This is a genomic window from Lujinxingia vulgaris, from assembly GCF_007997015.1.
In the GTDB taxonomy this organism is placed as follows: domain Bacteria; phylum Myxococcota_A; class Bradymonadia; order Bradymonadales; family Bradymonadaceae; genus Lujinxingia; species Lujinxingia vulgaris.
The window spans coordinates 459,405-477,009 of record NZ_VOSM01000003.1 but is presented as its reverse complement, the minus strand read 5'-3'; the positions used below and the strand labels follow the sequence as shown (position 1 = coordinate 477,009).

General features: G+C 65.6%; 9 protein-coding genes. 1 reads left to right on the top strand and 8 read right to left on the bottom strand.

The features are described from left to right. Positions 1 to 218 precede the first annotated feature (218 nt). The 5 genes from FRC98_RS08880 to FRC98_RS08860 form a co-directional block, all read right to left on the bottom strand. On the bottom strand, positions 219 to 3,107 hold the full coding sequence (locus tag FRC98_RS08880; RefSeq protein WP_146980941.1) for a sensor domain-containing protein: 2,889 nt from the start codon (positions 3,105 to 3,107) through the stop codon (positions 219 to 221). A 368-nt stretch (positions 3,108 to 3,475) separates the two neighbouring features. Then, positions 3,476 to 7,132: an amidohydrolase family protein gene (locus FRC98_RS08875; protein WP_146980940.1), complete on the bottom strand. Its 3,657-nt coding sequence runs from the start codon at positions 7,130 to 7,132 to the stop codon at positions 3,476 to 3,478. Positions 7,133 to 7,412: 280 nt separating this feature from the next. Beyond that, entirely contained in the window at positions 7,413 to 10,508 is a 3,096-nt protein-coding gene (locus tag FRC98_RS08870; protein ID WP_146980939.1) for an error-prone DNA polymerase, read from the bottom strand. A 14-nt stretch (positions 10,509 to 10,522) separates the two neighbouring features. Beyond that, on the bottom strand, positions 10,523 to 11,971 hold the full coding sequence (locus tag FRC98_RS08865; protein ID WP_230467444.1) for a Y-family DNA polymerase: 1,449 nt from the start codon (positions 11,969 to 11,971) through the stop codon (positions 10,523 to 10,525). Next, a complete protein-coding gene (locus tag FRC98_RS08860; RefSeq protein ID WP_146980937.1) occupies positions 11,949 to 12,566 on the bottom strand; it encodes a P-loop NTPase family protein in 618 nt (205 codons plus the stop codon). Before FRC98_RS08860 ends, FRC98_RS08865 begins: the two co-directional genes overlap by 23 nt. Positions 12,567 to 12,847: 281 nt before the next feature. Here FRC98_RS08860 and FRC98_RS08855 point away from each other — a divergent pair, with 281 nt between their 5' ends. Further along, entirely contained in the window at positions 12,848 to 14,083 is a 1,236-nt protein-coding gene (locus FRC98_RS08855; protein ID WP_146980936.1) for a glycosyltransferase, read from the top strand. An 83-nt stretch (positions 14,084 to 14,166) separates the two neighbouring features. Here the strand turns inward: FRC98_RS08855 and galE are convergent, their stop codons facing one another. From galE to FRC98_RS08840, 3 genes are read right to left on the bottom strand one after another with little or no spacing between them, the layout of a single operon-like run. After that, positions 14,167 to 15,144, bottom strand: coding sequence for a UDP-glucose 4-epimerase GalE (galE, locus tag FRC98_RS08850; protein WP_146980935.1), 978 nt, complete (start codon positions 15,142 to 15,144; stop codon positions 14,167 to 14,169). Then, positions 15,141 to 16,271, bottom strand: coding sequence for a hypothetical protein (locus tag FRC98_RS08845; protein ID WP_146980934.1), 1,131 nt, complete (start codon positions 16,269 to 16,271; stop codon positions 15,141 to 15,143). The genes galE and FRC98_RS08845 overlap by 4 nt, the downstream gene beginning before the upstream one ends. Positions 16,272 to 16,284: 13 nt before the next feature. Continuing rightward, complete coding sequence (locus FRC98_RS08840) at positions 16,285 to 17,544, bottom strand: glycosyltransferase family 4 protein (protein ID WP_230467443.1); 1,260 nt, start codon at positions 17,542 to 17,544, stop codon at positions 16,285 to 16,287. Positions 17,545 to 17,605 lie beyond the last annotated feature (61 nt).

The window sequence follows — 17,605 nt, the reverse complement described above, 5'->3', positions numbered from 1 at the left end:
GTGTTGTTCGTGGTGAATTGGCGCGTCGTACGACGCGCAAACGTAAATCCAGGTGCAAGTGCAGCAGCGAAGCATAGCGCGGGCAGAAAAGGTCGCTGCCTGCTGAGCTTATACTGTAGGTTAGCCGTGAGTATACCGAGGGGGTGTCGGCGGTCAAGGCGGCGATGAGGTTCGCGTAAAACCTTGTTGAGACGAGGATCGTCTTGAAAATGAGATGGTTAGAGGGGCTCGGGTAGCGCAGCCCAGGCCGGAGGAGAGGTGGCCTGCTCGAAGAGGCGCTCCGGCGGGATGGCCGGGCTGAAGTAGAAGCCCTGGCCGTAGTGGCAGCCCATCTCGCGGAGCAGGTGCCACTGCTCCAGGGTCTCGATCCCTTCGGCCAGAGAGTGCATGGAGAAGCTCTGGGAGAGGGTGACGATGGAGCGAACGATGCTGGTGTCGCGCTCATCGCCGGGGAGGTCTTTGACGAAGGAGCGGTCGATCTTGAGGGTCTGCACCGGGAGCTGCTTGAGGCGCTCCAGGGAGGAGTAGCCGGTGCCGAAGTCGTCGATGGCCACGCGCAGGCCGTGGTCGCGAAGTTGGCGCACGACCCGTGCGGTGTGCTCCGGGTCGGCGAGGATGGCCGATTCGGTGAGTTCCAAGGCGAGTCGGTGGGCGGGGATCTTCGCGTTGGCGATGGCTGCGAGGATGCGGTCGACGATGTCGCTTCGCAGAAACTGCAGGGGGGAGAGGTTGACGGCGACGGAGACGTCGAGGCCCCGGCCGTGCCATGTGGCAATCTGCCGGCAGACGCGCTCAAGAACCCAGTCGCCCAGGGGAACGATGAGCCCGGATTCTTCGGCGGCGGGGATAAACTCGGCTGGCGAGATATGCTGGCCGTGGGCGTCGGTCCAACGCAGGAGGGCTTCTGCGCCGGTGATGCGTCCGCTTTGAAGATCGATGATGGGTTGGTAGGCCACACGGAGTTCGCCGCGTTCGACGGCGCCGTGGAGCTGGGATTGCAGCGCGAGGCGGCGTTGCTGGCGCTCGGCAAGTTCGCCGGCGTAGAGCGAGAAGTTGGCCGGGCCGGTGTCTTTGGCGTGGGAGAGGGCGCGGTGGGCCTGCTTGAGCAGCGTGGTGGCGTCGGCGGCGTCGCGGGGGTAGGAGGCGATGCCGATGCTGGCGCTCAGGAACGAGTCCTGGCCTTTGATGCTGAAGGGACGGCTGAAGGCGCTCTGGATGGTGTGGGCGTGGGACTCCAGGGAGAGGTCGTCTGAGGAGGGCATAAATACGACGAACTCATCGGCGCCGATGCGGGCGAGGACGGCGTCGGCGGGCAGCAGCGACTGGAGGCGGTCGCGGGCATCGAGGAGTAGCGCGTCGCCGGCGTCATGGCCCAGGATGTCGTTGACCAGGTGGAAGCGGTCCAGGTCGACGTAGAAGAGAGCGGCGCTGGCGTCGGGATTTCGGGCGATGTGGGCCTCGATGGCTTCGATGAGGCCGTGGCGGTTGGGCAGGGTGGTGAGGCTGTCGTTGTAGGCCAGGAAGGTGAGGCGATCCTGGGCGATCTTCTGGGCGGTGATGTCGGAGATGACGCCGGTGATGGCGATGGGATTGTGGTTGGCGTCGCGTTCGACGTGGCCGCGGTCTTCGAACCAGCGTGTGCGCTCATCGTTGCGGTGGATGCTGCGGTAGCGCACGACGTAGGTCTCGTCGTGGTCGATGGCGTGCTCGATGGTGTGGGTGATGACGTCGCGGTCGTCGGGGTGGATGCGGGAACGCCAGAGTTGGGTGTCTTCGTAGAAGGCGCGGGCGGGGTAGCCGAGCAGGCGCTCGGTGGCCGGGCTGATGAAGGTGGTGGCGAAGTCGGGGAGGCTTGTGCGGTAGAGGATGTCCGGGACGGTGTCGATGACGTCGCGGAAGCGGGCCTCGGAGGTGCGTGCTTCCAGCAGGAGGGCGTGGCGGTGCAGGGCGACGCCGAGCTGACGGGCTACCGCGTTGAGCATGGTGATGTGGCGCGGCGCGAGCTGGCGCCGGGGATCGCGCGTGGCGACGATGAGCGCTCCGCAGGCTTTTTCGTCACGCACGATGGGGACGCCCGCGATGTGGCGTACGCCCTGATCGCGGTAGGTGCTGGAGAGGTCGGACAGGTCGCGCGAGGCGAAGGTGCCGCGTTCGACAAGGTGTGTGGCGAAGTCGAGGGCGCTCCGGGCGGATGCGTCGCCGGAAGGCGTAAGACCGCGGCTCCAGAACACGCGCAAGGTCGGCGAGTCGGGGGTAAAGAGCGCGATCTCGCCGAGCTCAAACTCGGTCAGGTCGGAGGCGGCGCGGAGCGCTTTGTCGCCGAGGGTGGCGATGTCGTTTTCGCTGGCGAGTTCTTCGATGACGGCGCCGATGCCCTCGAGGTGGGCCTCGGCGCGGCGGACTTCGCCGATGTTGAGAAAGTCGGCGACGTAGCCGGTGAGCTGACCGTCATCATCAAAGAGGGGAGCGAGCGTGAGGTGGACTTCGACGTGACGGTCGTTGTCGGAGGGGTAGGCGAGCTCAGCGGCGAAGGTGCCCCGGGAACGCGCGCGCTCGAGCGCGAGATTTAGTGTCAGTGTGTCGCGACTCTCAAGAAGTATCAGCGGACCCAGTGTGGTCCCGAGGAGCGCGTCGGCAGGTTGGTGGAGCAGGCGGCAGAGGGCGGGGTTTACGTCGACCAGGGCGCCATTGAGATCGATGAGCGCCACGCCGTTGGCCATGGTGTCGATGATTCGCCCGATGTGCGCGTCGCGGGTGACGAGCTGGCGTTCGACGGTGTGGAGTGCGGCGAGGTGGCGACGAAGTAGGACGTAGAGGAGAAGCCCGCTGGAGATAATGAAGAAGAGTCCCTTGAGGGTCTGGGCGAGTTCGCGGGAGGCCGGGGCGGTGAAGAGGGCGTTGACCAGGGCGTCGCTTAAGAGAATCCAGAGGGCCGCGAGCAGGATATAGGCCAGTGCCAGGCGGCGATTGAACCTCCGCGATGTCTCGCGAGGCTGGGGGGAGCTGATGGCTTCGGCAGGAGACGTGAGCGCGCTGAGTCGACCGGTGGCGCGAGGATCGCGCGGGGAGCGCGAATCGGGGGTGGGCGCGGGGTCTTTAGCGTTCATCGGGGCGGGCCGGTGCGGGTAGGCTCAGAGGGCACTTGCAGCATAGCAAGGAAAGCCGGCGTGCGGTCAACTCGCGAGCGGCTGCGCAGGTGGGCTTCAGAACAAAAAAACCCGGCGAGGGCCGGGTTTATACAATCAACACCATCGCAAATTAGAGCGGTCGGGAGCAATTCAGGTCATGGCCATGAGAGGTATCCCATCGAGTTTGGAAACAGCGGACCGCCGGGTGAGTCTTAACGCCGATGTGAGCGCGGTGCAACTTTCTTTCTTGATGGGGGAATAGAAAAAGGCCGCGCGATGTTCGCGTGGCCTTTTTCGATGATGCTACCCCTGAAGCCGGCCCGCCTGCTGGCGAGCCGGCTGAAGATTCAGGGGAGGTAGGCGGTCCAGACGAGGTTGTCGATGGTGAGCTGCCCGCTGCCGATGGAGCGAATCTCCAGATCGAAGTCTCCGGAGACGTTGATGTCTTCAACGAAGAACTCAACGATGGTGGGGTCGGCGCCGCTGCCGCTTCCGAAGGTCTCGGAGGTGCCAATCGAGGCACCGTTGATGAAGACTTCAACCTGTCGCGCGCCCTGGCCGGTGTAAGCCTTGCGCATGTCGAAACGAATCGAGCTGATGCCGCCTTCAATACCCTCGGCGCTCAGGGCTCTGTCGCCGGAGCGAGCGAACATGACGCCCGTGCCGTCGATGCTCTCATCAGCATTAACAATGTCATCGGTCAGGCGTGATTCGGTGTAGTTCCAGATAAACCCTGCATCGCCTTCGAAGCTTCCGGAGGCATAGGTGTTGCCCGGGCCGTCGAAGTTGTCGAAGGACTCGGTGAGCTCGTTGGGGGGCTCAACGATGGAGACCGGTATGCTGAGGGTGTCGCCGCCCAGGGTGACTTCGACGGTGTAGTCGCCAGCGCCCTCATCGAAGGTCAGCGAGAAGCTGGCGTTGCGCTCGCCGGCGGCGATGGTGACATCGGCCGGGTAGGTCAGCGTGGTCTCAATGGGGAGCAGGTTGATGCTCACCGTCTCGCCAGCATCGCCCGCAGGAATGTTGAGCGCGAGGTCGAACTGCACCTGGTCGCCGATGAAGGCGGTCTCGGTGGAGGCTGAGAAGGACTCGATCTGACGGGGGCTCGCGCTGTTGTAGGTGAAGACCGGCGCGGTGAGGGTGACGTCATCGACTGTGGCGCTGATGGTCGTCTCGGTGTCCGGGGTAATGGACATAAGCTCAATCTCCAGCCGATCTGCGCCTTCCGTGAAAACAACCCCAACCGGACCGGCAATGATGCTCTCGTCGGAGTAGCTCACCGTGACATCGGTGTCGGCTTCGGCTGGGCGATTCAAGGTGAGCGTGACGGTGGTGACGTCGCCCTCGTCTGTGGAAACGAAGATGGGGGAGGGCTCGATGGAGGCCAGGTAGGGCGGACCGGAGATGACATCCAGCTCGGAGCGGGGCTCGATCTTGGAGTTCTCGTTGGCCCAGCGAAGCACGCCGGTGATGCTGGCGAACTCCTCGCCGACGTCCGGCTTGGGATTGATGGTGTAGATGAGGTTATTGACGCGGACCTCTCCGTCGATCACGAACTCAAAGGCGTTGTCGCCCTGGCCCGGGCCGGCGGCGGGCGCGTTGTCGGTGACGGTGACGTTTTCGACGCGGACGAGCACGCCTTCGAGGGCTTCTTGAAGGGGGCCGTCGTTGGCGACGTCGGCCGGGGACACGACGACCGGCTCAGGCAGCGGGTAGTCGCTCTCAAGGACTTCGATGTTGGCGACGTTGGCGACCTGAATCTGGCCGAAGAAGAGCGAGGTGGAGCCGGTGAGGTTGATGCGGTCGCCCACCTGGGGCTCAACCGTGCCACCGCGGTTGAAGACGTAGATACCGCTGTACTCGGCGCCTTCGTAGTCGTCTTCGTTGTTGGGGTCGACCTGGACGAAGAAGCTCTCACCCTCGGCTACGGCGGTGACGATAACACCTTCAAAGGTGGCGAGGGCGCCGGGGGCGACGCTGCCGTCTTTGAGGCTATAGATCGAGCCGGGGCAGGCCGCGCCGTCGCCCAGGAAGGTGTCGGGGCAGGGGCTGCAGGCGTCGCCGAACTCATCACCGGAGGAGTTTTCCTGGTCGGGGTTGTAGTGGACCGGGCAGTTGTCGACGTCGTTGGCCTGACCGTCGCCGTCGAGGTCGTCGGGGTCGATGCCGGTGCAGCTGGGATCTTCGCTCAAGGGGCAGGGATCGCAGATGTCGCCGAGGCCGTTGCCGTTGGTGTCGGCCTGTGTTGAGCCGTCCATGGGACGGATGGGGTTGAAGAAGGCCGGGCAGTTGTCGACCGCATCGGGGATGCCGTCGCCGGAGGTGTCGGTGGTGTCGCTGAGCCCGGTGTATTCGTTGGGACGGAAGGGCATGCAGCTGGGCTCATCTTCGGGTTCACCGCAGAAGAAGAGCTCGTAGGCGTTGGAGCTGACCGCGGAGCGGATGTCGCTCAGGGATTTGCCGGCGTCGAGTTCGACGCAGAGGCGGCGGTCACGCTCGCAGACGTCGATCATCTCGCAGCCGTCGAGTTCAGCGCTGTCGACAAGCTCCTCAATGAGTTCGGCGTCGCCGTAGAGGGGCTCGCCGCCGCGCATCACGAGCACGATGTCGGCGATTTCGGCGTCGATGACCGCGCGATAGGGGAGGCGGTCGGCGCCGTCGAAGATGGTGATGTCGGCGATGTAGCCGTTTTCAAGACGACCAATCTGGTCGCCGGCGCCCATGGCGTCGGCGGCGTTGGCGGTGACCATCTCCCAGAGTTCTTGCTCGGTGAAGGTCTCATCGAAGTAGAGGCGGTTGAGGTAGTCGGCGCATTGCAGCTCGCGGAGCATGTTCATCGAGCCGCTGGCGGACCAGTCAGTGCCGAGCGTGATGGGGACACCGAACTTCTTGAAGAGGGGGGCCTGGGCGGTGTTGCCGTAGAGGTCGACGTTGGTGCGGGCCGACCAGACGAGCGTGGAGCCGCGCTGGGCCATCAGGGCGACGTCGCGGGCCGAGAGGCCGATGCCGTGAATGATGGCGGTGTTGTCCTGGATAAGATCGCTTCCGGAGCCGCCGGAGAGGCAGCGGAACTCGTTCTGGGCCTCGGGGTCGATACCCTCGGAGACGTGCGGCAGGTAGGTGCCGGCGCTCAGGCGGCTCTCGTCGTCGATGCCGGGGTAGTCGCAGCCGGAGGCGCGCAGGGTGCCGTTGACGTCGCCCAGGGGGAAGGTGCGGTAGAGGACGTCAACGCCGCTCAGGCCCTCGGTGTAGCTGGTGTTGTCGAGGTTGCGCAGCATGCCGTCGGCGTCGCCGCTTCCCACCGAGCCGACGATGCTGGTGGCGCCGCCAAAGAGCATGCGCAGCTCGCCATAGAGGATGCCCTCGTGGCTGTTGTCGGAGCCGGGGCTGGTGTCGATCTGGTCGTGCCCGCGAAGACCACGGCGCCAGTCGTGGCGGTGGTCAAAGCGCTCTTCGCCGTGGGGCTGGGGGCGCGAGAGGGAGTAGGTGATGTGATCGTGGGGGTTGATGAGGCCGGGGGAGATGACGCCGGTGGGGCACGAGATGATCGTGGCGTCCTGGGCCTCGGGCTCATCGGCGCAGCCGCAGCCGGAGCAGGTGATCTGGCGGTTGGGGCTCTGGTCATCGAGGAGCAGGGAGCCCTCGTGGTAGACTTCGCCGCCGGCCAGGATGGTGCCGCGGATCAGGATGTTGTCGGAGCTACCCGGAATGACGATGCAGCGCTCACCGGTGGGGGGAGCGGGCATGCGCTCGTCGCAGGCGACGGCGCCTTCGGGGGGATCGGTCGGGTCGGTGACGTCGGGATCGGGATCGACGTCAGCGTCGGGATCCGGGTCGACGTCTGCGTCAGGGCCAACATCGGCGTCGGGGCCTGCGTCGGTTTCGACGTCGGGACGATCCTCGGGTTCGGGATCGTCGCCACAGGCACCCAGGGCCAGTGAGGCTGCGAGCAGCAGCGTTAGAGGAAAGAGCAGCGGTGAGCGTACGGACCGGGCATTCAACATGGGGAGATACCTCAAGTGAGTCATTCCGTGGGGCGACGCGTTTTGCTGATGTTAACTTAGCGAAATCTCAGTCGAAGTTCATATCAGGGAGCTCGACTGGCTCGCAGGTGAACGGGGGGTGTGTAGCGCAAGCGGGGGGCTTTTGCTGTCACAGCTGTGTGAACTGGGTGGGGTGAAGGGGTGGGAGGGAGGCCGGGCTGCAGCCTGCGAGGTGACTTGTAGCGAGTTGAGGTCGAAGGATCAAGGGGAGGGCGCCGGGGTTAAATCGCGGGAGATACGATCAGTGGAAGTCCCGCGAGCGGACTTTGGGAGGACCGCTCTCCAGGCGAGGGCGCCAGAGTTGGTCGGCGATCAGGTGAGTGACGCCCTGCTCGTGTTGGATGGTGCCGGAGATGCCGATAAAGGGTGTGGTCCTGGCGAGCACGGCGAAGCGCTCGAAGACGCGGGGGTAGATGACGATGTTGGCCAGGCCGGTCTCGTCTTCGAGTGTCATGAAGACGACGCCGGAGGCGGTGGAGGGGCGCTGGCGGCAGATAACGAGTGCGGCGAAATGCGTGCGTGTCTTGTGGGGCAGATCGTTGAGCTGCTCGGCGCTGGGGAGGCCGCGGGCGCGGAGCAGGGGACGAAGTTCCTGGAGGGGGTGGCCGCGGGTGCTGTGAAAGGAGGTGCGGTGATCCCACTCGATGGCTTCCAGGCGGTTGAGCTTCTCGAAGGTGGGGACGGGATCGCGGGCGTCGATCGGTAGTGAGAGGGTGTCGAGTTCTGTGGGGCGGCCGGTGATCTCCCAGAGGGCCTGGCGGCGGGTTACCCCGATGGTGGAGAGGGCGCCGGCGCGGGCGAGGCGTTGGTGGTCGTTTGTGGCGAGGTTGGCGCGGCGCATCAGATCTTCGACGCTCTCAAAATGTTTGACTCGCCGGGCTTCGATGAGGCGCTCGGCGGCCTGACGGGAGAAGCCGCGTAGCTGGCGAAGCCCCATGCGCAGGGCGAAGGCAAAGGGCGGGGTGTCGGTGGGCTCCAGGGTGCAGTCCCACTCGGAGAGGTGCACGTCGATGGGACGAACCTCCACGCCGCGGCGGCGTGCGTCTTCGACGATGGTGGAGGTGCTGTAGAAGCCCATGGGCTGGGAATTGAGCAGCGCGGCGGCGAAGACCACCGGGTGGTGGCAGCGCAGCCAGGAGGTTGCATAGGCCAGGAGCGCGAAACTTGCGGCGTGGCTCTCGGGGAAGCCGTAGTCGGCAAAGCCCTGAATCTGGCTAAAGACGCGCTCGGCGAAGTCCGGCTCGATGCCCTTCTGGATCATGCGGGTGATGAGGCGTTCGCGGTGGCGCTCGATGCGGCCATGCTGCTTCCAGGCAGCCATGTCGCGGCGCAGCTGGTCGGCTTCGCCAGGGGTATAGTCGGCGGCGACGATGGCCAGCTTCATGACCTGTTCCTGGAAGAGGGGGATGCCGAGGGTGCGCTCAAGCACTGGCACGAGGCTCTCGTGGGGGTAGTCGACGGGCTCAAGCCCCTGGCGGCGGCGAAGGTAGGGGTGGACCATGTCGCCGGTGATGGGGCCGGGGCGCACCAGGCTGATCTCGATGACCAGATCGTAGTAGGTGCGGGGTTTGAGGCGAGGAAGCATGGCCATCTGGGCGCGGCTCTCGATCTGGAAGACGCCCAGGGTGTCGCCGCGGCAGATCATGTCGAAGGTTGCCGGATCTTCGGTGGGTATGCTGGCCAGATCGAGGTAGCGCTGGTGGTGGCGCTCCAGAAGTTTGAAGGCGCGGTCGATCATGGTGAGCGCGCCCAGGCCCAGAAGATCGACTTTAAAGAGGCCCAGCGCCTCGACGTCGTATTTATCCCACTGGATGACGGTGCGGTCTTCCATGGAGGCGTTTTCGACCGGGACGAGGTCGCTTACGCGCTCTTCCGCCAAGATAAAGCCACCGGGGTGGATGGAGAGGTGGCGGGGGAAGTCGAGGATGGCGTTGGTGAGTGTCTCCAGGTGGCGGTGAAGGGGGAGAGTGGGGTCGAGCTCGGCCTGCTCCCAGGTCTCGGTGCCGAGCTGACCGCGGTGGCCGAGAAGGCGGGCGAGCCTGTCGACGAGGGCCTCCGGGAGTCCGAGGGCTTTGCCAACATCGCGAACCGCCGAGCGGGGGCGGTAGCGGATGACGTTGGCGACCATGGCCGCGCGCTGGCGGCCGTAGCGGGCATAGACGTGTTGAATGACCTCTTCGCGACGCTCGTGGGCGATGTCCAGGTCGATGTCGGGGGGCTCGGCGCGCTCCGGGGAGATAAAGCGCTCAAAAAGAAGGCCCATGCGCACCGGGTCGACCGCGGTGATGCCCAGGCAGAAACAGACCGCGGAGTTGGCCGCTGAGCCGCGGCCCTGGCAGAGGATGTTGTGCGCGCGGCAGAACTCGACGATCTCTTTCATCGTCAGAAAATAACCGGCGTAGTGGAGCTGCGCGATGATGCCCAGTTCGCGCTCCACCTGGGTGAGGACCTCGTGGGGGATGATGCCGTCGTAGCGCTGGCGGGCGCCTCGCAGGGTGAGGGCGCGCAGCCAGGAGTCGGGGGTGTGACCCTCGGGGAGCTCCTCAATCGGGTAGGAGTAACGCAGCTCGCCCATGCTGAAGGTGCAGCGGCGGGCGACCTCCAGAGTGCGCTCAAGGAGGTCGGGGCGGTCGGCAAAGCGCCGCGCCATATCGGTCGGCGGAGTCAAGGTATAGAGATCGTTGGGGCGCAGGAGGTTGCCGGCCTTTGAGAGCTCGGTGGTGTGGCGGATGCAGGTCAGAATGTCCTGGAGGGGGCGGCGATCGGGGCGGTGGTAGAGCACCTCGGTGGCGCCGACGCAGCTCAAGCCGTAGCGCTCAGCCCTGGCGAGGATGAGGGGCTCGCGGGCGTGTTCGTCTTCGGTCTGGTGGCGGGTGATGAGCGCGTAGAGGCGATCGCCAAAGGCTTCGCGCAGCAGTGAGGCTACGGCGTCGGGGAGCTCGTTTTGCCAGATCAGGCTCTCGGGGCCGCCCCAGAGCGCGATGAGGTCTTCGGCGTGGTCGGCGACCTCCTGCCAGCTGACCTGGCTTTTGCCTTTCTCGGAGCGGAGGCGCCCCCGGGTGATGAGCGCGCCGAGGTTGGCGTAGCCCTGCCGGGTCTGGGCCAGGAGGATGATGGTGCTTGTGTCGTCGAGGGTGATTTGCGAGCCGACGATGAGTTTGATGTTGAGCTGTTGAGCGCGCTGAAAAGCACGTACCGCGCCGTAGACTCCGTCACGGTCGCAGATCGCCAGCGCTGGGAGGCCGAGCTCGGCGCATTGATCGACGAGCTCCTCGGGGTGGCTTGCCCCTTCGAGGAAGGAGCCGTTGGATTTGTTGAAGAGGGGGACGTAGGTCATGGCGAGTGGCGAGTTTAGAACTCGGCGTGCACGTACCAGCGGTGGCGTCGGTGGTCGTAGAAGACCCAGATCAGGCGGTGGTCGTTGGTGGCGATGAGGTGGTAGTCGCGGTGAAGCTCGCGTACCCACCAGCCGCCGCAGATGGTGTGGGGCCCCTCGCGCTCGCGGGCCGGCGGCAGCCCGCGGAGGCGCAGCGGAGTAGGGTAGAAGCGACGCACCGCCTGAGAGGTCTTCAGCGCTGTGGGGGTCGGCAGGGGCAGCGCATCAAAAGGTTCAAGGAGAAAGCGGCCCTCCGGCAGGTGGGCCTGCCGCATCCGCACGCGCTGGACCGCCTCCACGCCAAACTGCGCGCGCAGGCGGGCCAGCGCGCGATTGGCTGCCTCAATGTCACGCGCAGGCGGCTCGTCACCCCCCAGAAACAAACGAAGCTGCTCGGTGCGCGTCTTCTCGCTATGCGCCGTCAGCGTGAGCTGGGTGACCCCGGCGGGAAGATCCAGCCGCTCGAGCTGAAGTCGGATCAAGTCCGAGAGGGTGAGCGCGTCGAGGGTGGGCTGGGCCGGCTCAATGCGCTCGGTCAGCGCAGGGTGACGCTCCAGCTCCAGGTGCAGCTCCAGGGCGATGAGCTTGTCGTTGGCCTCCTCCAGCCGCCTTAAAAGGGGGTGAAGGTGGCCTTTGATCAGAAAGAGCAGGCGGTGGGTGTCGCGCTCGGCGTAGTCGAGGTGCTGGGAGCTCTGCGTGGGCTCTTCGACGCGAAAGGGGCGGATAGGAAGCTCCCGATCGCCGCGGGCCTGGTGGTAGAGCGCCACCAGCGCCGGGCTCAAGCGCCGCTCCAGCCCGTGCGCCGGGAGCGCTAGAAGATCGGAGAGGGTGCGCAGGTTGAGGTGCGCCAGAAGATCGCGGTCGGAGCGGCTTAAGTCGAGCTCGCTCAAGGGGGCCTTTCCCGCAGCCCGGGCCTCAGCCTCCGGCGTATCAAAGGCCCCGGAGGTTCGCGATGTCCGCGCAATCACATACGTCAGCGCTCTGCGAAAACCCACCACCAGGGTAACCCGGATCTCAAAGCGTTCCATCAAACGATCGCGCAGGGGCTCGGCCCACAGCCGCCAGCTCGGGTAGAGCTTGCTCAGCCCCGAAGCGTTGAGCCAGAAGAGCCCGGCGAGCTCCTCGTGGCGCTCCACCTGGGGGGCATAGTCGATCAGCGCGCGGGCGATGGCGTCGGCCACCGCCTCGACCTCCTCCGGGGCGATGGTGCCGGCGCGCAACGCCGGGATCAGCGCCAGCGCCTCACCGTAGCGCATCCCGGAGCGCAGCCCGGCCTGGCGCGCGACCAGGTTCAGCCCCACGAGCTTCCCCTGAGGGTGGTCGCGATCGAGGAGCGCGGCCGGCTCCTCGCGCCAGTCCGGATGCGCGCGCAACAGGACCTGCAGCGCGAAGTCGGCGGCGTTAATGCAGGCCCAGCGGTCCATGATAGTCCTCAAGGATCTGGTGGCCGGGGCCGCGTCGTTTGTCTTTGATGATGTCGAGCTGCGCGCGCAGCCGCCGCGCATCAAGGCTGGCCCAGCGGGCCTGAGCGCGCAGCGCGATGAGCGAGCTTAAGGAGTCCTCGGTGGGCGATTTCTGAGTCAGAAAGAGCAGCGCGCTGTTGTGGGTCTCGGCCAGATGCATCAGCCGGCCCAGGAGGGGCGCGGGCACAAAGGCGCGGGGCGGAAGATCGACCACCACCAGCCCGAACGCCCCGCTGCGCAGCAACTTATCCGCGGCGCGCGCTGCCTGCCTTGCGTCGCCAAGCCCGATGATCGGCAAAGCCTCCCAGTCGATGCCCCAGCCCACCGCATCCGGCGGATAAAACAAGCGCGAGGTCGACCCAATCCACGCCGCAGGCTCGCCGCCCCGCTGCGTCTGGGCGATCAGGCGTAGCGCCACCGAGACCCCGGCCGCAGAGTGCCCGCTCAACTCGCTGAGCTTGCCCTTGAGCGTGCTCAGCTCCCAGCGCGCCTCGTGCTCGGGGCGCTCCAGATCGGTGGCGCGTTGAATATGTGGAAGCGATGTCAGGCTGGCCATTACACGACCCCATTCATTTCAGATGTTGCATCAGCGAAAAACACGGCATTCGACATGCCTGGCGGCATGCATCGACATCCTGCAGGGTGCGCTACAGGTGTTCAGTAACTGTAGGTGCTTTCAGGTTTCTGGCAACGTCTTTTTCGCAAAAAGATCCCTCCTCCCCGACTCGCCCTTTGCTGCTGCGGCGATCGCCGGATCTTCAAAAAGCCCGCGCTTTGGACTTTGCCGCCGACGGTCCGGTTGGTAGGTAGGCCCTGGCGATTCACCCAGGAGTTTGTATGCGCGTTGCCATTGTCACCGGGCAGTTCCCGGCCTTAAGTCAGACCTTTGTGCTCAACCAGATCACCGGCCTCATCGATCGGGGCTGCGATGTGACGATTTTGGCCGATCCGCCCGCCCGCGCCGAGAAGGTGCACCCGGATGTGGAGCGCTACGGCCTGATGACGCGCACCGTGTACTGGACGCGCCACGGCCGCCCGGCAAAAGAGCAGGCCCTGGACGGCGTGCGCGCGTTTTTGCGCACCAAAAAGCGCCGCCTGCTCCCGGGCATGATCAAGGGTGTGGGCGCCGCCCGCCGCCACGACGAAACCCTCTCGGCCTCGCTGATGGTCAAGGCCGCGCACTTAAGCCGGCTTGAGCCTTTTGATGTGGTGCTCTGCCACTTCGGCAACCTGGGCCGCGAGTGCCAGATCTTGAGGGAGATGGGCGCGCTGCGCGGCAAACTCGCCGTCTTCTTTCACGGCTACGACATGAGCGTCTTTCCCATCGAACGCGGCCCCGGCGTCTACCGCGAGCTCTTTAAAGGCGCGGAGCTGCTTCTGCCGATCAGCGAGCACTGGCAAGAGCGGCTCATTGAGCTTGGCGCGCCCCCCGAGAAGATCGCCGTGCACCGGATGGGCATCGACACGACGCGTTTTGAGTTCAAGGTGCGCCGGCCCGAGGCCGATGGCGAGGTGCGCCTGCTGACCATCGGGCGCCTGGTCGAAAAGAAGGGCATCGCCTACGGGCTGGAGGCCTTCGCCCGGGTCCGCGAGCGTTTTCCGGACGCGCGCTACCATATCGCCGGCGACGGGCCCTTAAGCGACGAGCTCAAAGCCCGCGCGCAGGCCCTGGGGCTGGGCGACTCGGTGCAGTTTTTAGGCTGGAAACATCAGGATGAGATCATCGCGCTTTTGCTCGATCACCACATCCTGCTCACCCCCAGCGTCACCGCGAAAAACGGTGATAAAGAGGGCCTGCCGGTCGTGCTGATGGAGGGGCTGGCCACGGGAATGCCCGTCTTGAGCACGCGCCACAGTGGCATCCCGGAGCTTGTGCGCCACGGCGAATCCGGCCTCATCGCCGAGGAGCGCGACGTGGAGGGGCTGGCTCAAAACCTTGAAGTGTTGCTTGAAGATCCCGACCTCTGGGAGACGCTCGGCCAGCAGGGGCGCGCGATCGTCGAGGCGGAGTTTTCGATCGAAAAGCTCAACGATCACTTAAAAGAACGCCTCGAAGCCCTCGCGGCCAGCTGAAGCAGTGGGGGGGCGTGTCGGAGCAAAAAGCCCCCAGACCCCCTCTCCACCACAGCTTCGCTCTTGTTTTCTGGTTGAAAAGATCAGGGGGAGGTTTTGGCTTCCCAGGCCAGGGCGCTTTTCACGATCAGCTCCAGGTCGTCGTAGCGGGGCGTCCAGCCGGTGGCGTCTCGCAGACGCGTGGGGTCGGAGATGAGCTCGGCGGGGTCTCCGGCGCGGCGGCCTTCTTCGCGCACGTTAAGCGGGGTGCCGGCGACCTTCTCCACCGCCCCGATCACCTCGCGCACCGAGTAGCCGTGGCCGTAGCCGCAGTTGAAGATCGCGCTGGGGTTGCCCCCGGAGAGATAGTCGAGCGCGCGCAGGTGGGCGTCGGCCAGATCGCTGACGTGGATGTAGTCACGGATGCAGGTGCCGTCGGCGGTGGGGTAGTCGGTGCCAAAGATCGCCATCGACTCGCGCTGACCGCTGGCAAGCTGGCAGGTCACTTTGATCAGATGCGTGGCCTGAGGGGTGGACTGCCCGGTGCGCCCGGCCGGGTCGGCCCCGGCCACATTGAAGTAGCGCAGCGCCACGAAGTTCAGCGGGTGGGCCGCGCTCACGTCTTTGAGCATCCACTCCGTCATCAGCTTGGAGCGCCCGTAGGGGTTGATGGGCTGTGCCGGTGAGTCTTCGGTGACCGGAAGCTCATCGGGGGAGCCGTAGACCGCGGCGGTCGACGAGAAGATAAAGCGGGGCACGTCGGCGCGCACCGCCTCCTCGATCAGCGTGCGGGTGCGGGCGGTGTTATTATCGTAATACTTGAGCGGATTTTCGACCGACTCGGGCACCACGATGCTGCCGGCAAAATGCAGGATTGCCTCGATGCCGTGCTCCGAAAAGATCTTCCGGAGCAGGGCCGCGTCGCCCACATCGCCCTCGATGAGCTCGGCCGCAGGTGGGATGTTCTCGCGTACGCCGGTGGAGAGGTTGTCGAGAATTAAGACCTGATGGCCGGCGTCGATCAGCGCCCAGGCCACGTGACTTCCGATATAGCCGGCGCCGCCGGTGACGAGCATGGTCATACGAGCTCCGAGGGTTCCAGGGGGGCCAGCGCGCGGCGGTGGTCTGCCTGAGCACGCTCCAGCGTCTCTGCAGCAAGGCCCAGATTGGGATAGAGGGGTGAGGCTTCCAGGGCGGCGCGGCTGGCCGCAAGCAGGGTGGCCAGGGGGCGCCGCGCCACGCTTTTTATGGTGAGTGCGGCCAGCGTCTCTGCCGGCCGCCCGGCGCGCGCTGGACGCTGGTAGAAACGCGCCACGTGCTCCCAGAAACGCTCCGGCGCCCGGCGCACATGCTGCAGCGCCGCGGCGTCATCCAGCTGCCACCAGGGTTCTCGGGCGATGCCCGTGACCCGGTTGGTGATCACGTTCGCCCCCAGAAAACGGGCCTCCAGGGGCAGGCGGCCGGCCGCCTCAAAGGATTGGGGCAGGTACACAAAGTTTCTGGAGTTCGCCAGGACCTCCAGCACCTCATCGGGGCGAAGGTGGCGGATCACAAAGGGTTCTTCGCCCTGCTCCCGGCAGAAGGCCCGAGCCTCCTCGAAACCCTTCGACGCCGAGCCCGAATAACACACCGTGACCCGATGCTCGCGCTCCTTTTTGCCCTCCGCGCGACGGCGGTCTACCTCATCGAAAAAATCCCGGTTCATCAGCGAGCTCCCCAGCACGGCGTAGGGCACGCCTTTATAATAGGGATTTTTCGCGTAATGGCGGCGCTGGCTCTCGGTCAAAAAGATCGCGCCCAGCGCCGAGTCAAGAAGGGCGTGTGCCACCGGGTGGGGGCAGGTGCAGGTCGCGCCCAGCCGATGCATGCGGTCGGGGGCAGACGGAAAATTGCCACGCCAGCGGCACAGACGCAGGTCATGCTCAAAGAGCACGTGGCGGCCATGGGCGACCAGCGCCTGCACCTGGGCTGCTCCCAGGGCCTCGGTGTTTCCCAGGATCAAAAGATCAAACTCGCCAACCTGCTCAGGTTCAAGCTCGGCGCTGCGCAGGCAGGTCACCTCCACCGGCGCGGCCTCCAGCGCGGCGGCGTCGGTGAGCTCGGCCCCGCCCGGGTAGGGCTCATCGGGGGTGCGCGGGGCGTCGGCGAACTGGTCGGCCACAAAGGCCACCCGGGCCTCGGGGGGAAGCGCCATCGTTGAAGAAGTCATCGTCTACAGCTCATTAGGTGGAGGCCAGCAGGCGCTCATAGACCGCGGCGGTCTCTCGGGCGCAGCGCTCCCAGGAAAAACTCTGCGCGCGCTCAAGCCCGGCCCGGCGCAGCCTCTCGCGAAGTGCGTCGTCTTTCAAGAGCGCGCTCATCGACTCACCCCACCCGTAGGCCGAGCCCGGGTTGGCCAGGAGCGCCGCATCGCCCACGACCTCCGGAAGGCTGGAGCGCTCGCTGGCGATCACCGGGCAGCCACAGGCCATCGCCTCCAGAGCCTGCAGCCCGAACCCTTCGGCCAGCGAGGGGTATACGAAAAACTCGGCCGCGCCGTAGAGCGCCGGAAGATCGCGATCATCGACAAAGCCGAGCCAGCGCAGCCGGTGGGCCTGGCCGAGTTTTTCCGCCAGCGCGTCGTGGGCCTTACGCGCCTGTGCGTCGCCCCCCCCGGCCAACACCAGCGTGAGCTCGGTGGAGGAGGGAAGCTGGGCCAGCGCGCGGATCAAAAGCTCGGTGTTTTTGCGAAAATCATAGCCCCCCACATAGAGCGCGAATGGGTTTTCTAAATTAAAGCGCTGCTTGAGAGCTTTGATCGTTTCCGGCGCAGAGGGCTTAAAATGGCCGTGATCGATGCCATTGGGCACCACCGTGATACGCTCATCGGCTACGTTAAAGCGCTGCTTTAGCTCTGTGGCTGTCGCCTCGCTGATGGCGATGATGTGGTCGAGCGCACCCCACCGCTCCCGCAGCCTCATGTAGTGGTGATACACCTGCCAGTAGCGATGCCCCTTGCCCATATAATGCTCTGGAAACTGCAGCGGGATCAGGTCGTGGCAGGTGATCACCGTCTTAAAGCCCGGCCCCACCGGCGCCGACCAGGGCTCGGTGGCGTGGTAGAGCTTTGCGCCGGACTGGCGCAGCTCCCGGGCCAGCCGGAGCTCATTGATCAAAAACCGCCCGAGGTGGGTGGTGCGGGGGCGGCGCAGCTTCCAGGTCGCAAATGGCGTGGCGAGCTCGCCGTCGGAGGGCCCCCGGGCCTTGCTCTCGGCTTTCTGAGGCAGGGGAGTGGCCTCGGGGTGCAGCCTCAGGAGCGCGGCCTCTGGCAAAGGCTCCAGCGCTCCCATGGCCTGAACCAGGCCGTGAACGTAGCGCCCGATGCCCCGGTCGCGGTGACCGGTGTCCAGGGCGGTGGCGTCGATGAGCACGTCGGCCGATGAGGGCGAATCAAGTCCCAGCGGAACGCGCTGGCGAATGGCATGAGCGGGGGAGAAAGGCATGGCACGATGGGGGAGGGAGGAGACGCCGAAGCGCATGAAACAAAAGCGAAAAAAACAAAAA

Coding starts and splice junctions, on each gene's coding strand:
- galE (WP_146980935.1), bottom strand. CDS start 15,144: ATGACCATGCTCGTCACCGGCGGCGCCGGCTATATCGGAAGTCACGTG.
- FRC98_RS08865 (WP_230467444.1), bottom strand. CDS start 11,971: ATGGACCGCTGGGCCTGCATTAACGCCGCCGACTTCGCGCTGCAGGTC.
- FRC98_RS08845 (WP_146980934.1), bottom strand. CDS start 16,271: ATGACTTCTTCAACGATGGCGCTTCCCCCCGAGGCCCGGGTGGCCTTT.
- FRC98_RS08840 (WP_230467443.1), bottom strand. CDS start 17,544: ATGCCTTTCTCCCCCGCTCATGCCATTCGCCAGCGCGTTCCGCTGGGA.
- FRC98_RS08870 (WP_146980939.1), bottom strand. CDS start 10,508: ATGACCTACGTCCCCCTCTTCAACAAATCCAACGGCTCCTTCCTCGAA.
- FRC98_RS08860 (WP_146980937.1), bottom strand. CDS start 12,566: ATGGCCAGCCTGACATCGCTTCCACATATTCAACGCGCCACCGATCTG.
- FRC98_RS08855 (WP_146980936.1), top strand. CDS start 12,848: ATGCGCGTTGCCATTGTCACCGGGCAGTTCCCGGCCTTAAGTCAGACC.
- FRC98_RS08880 (WP_146980941.1), bottom strand. CDS start 3,107: ATGAACGCTAAAGACCCCGCGCCCACCCCCGATTCGCGCTCCCCGCGC.
- FRC98_RS08875 (WP_146980940.1), bottom strand. CDS start 7,132: ATGTTGAATGCCCGGTCCGTACGCTCACCGCTGCTCTTTCCTCTAACG.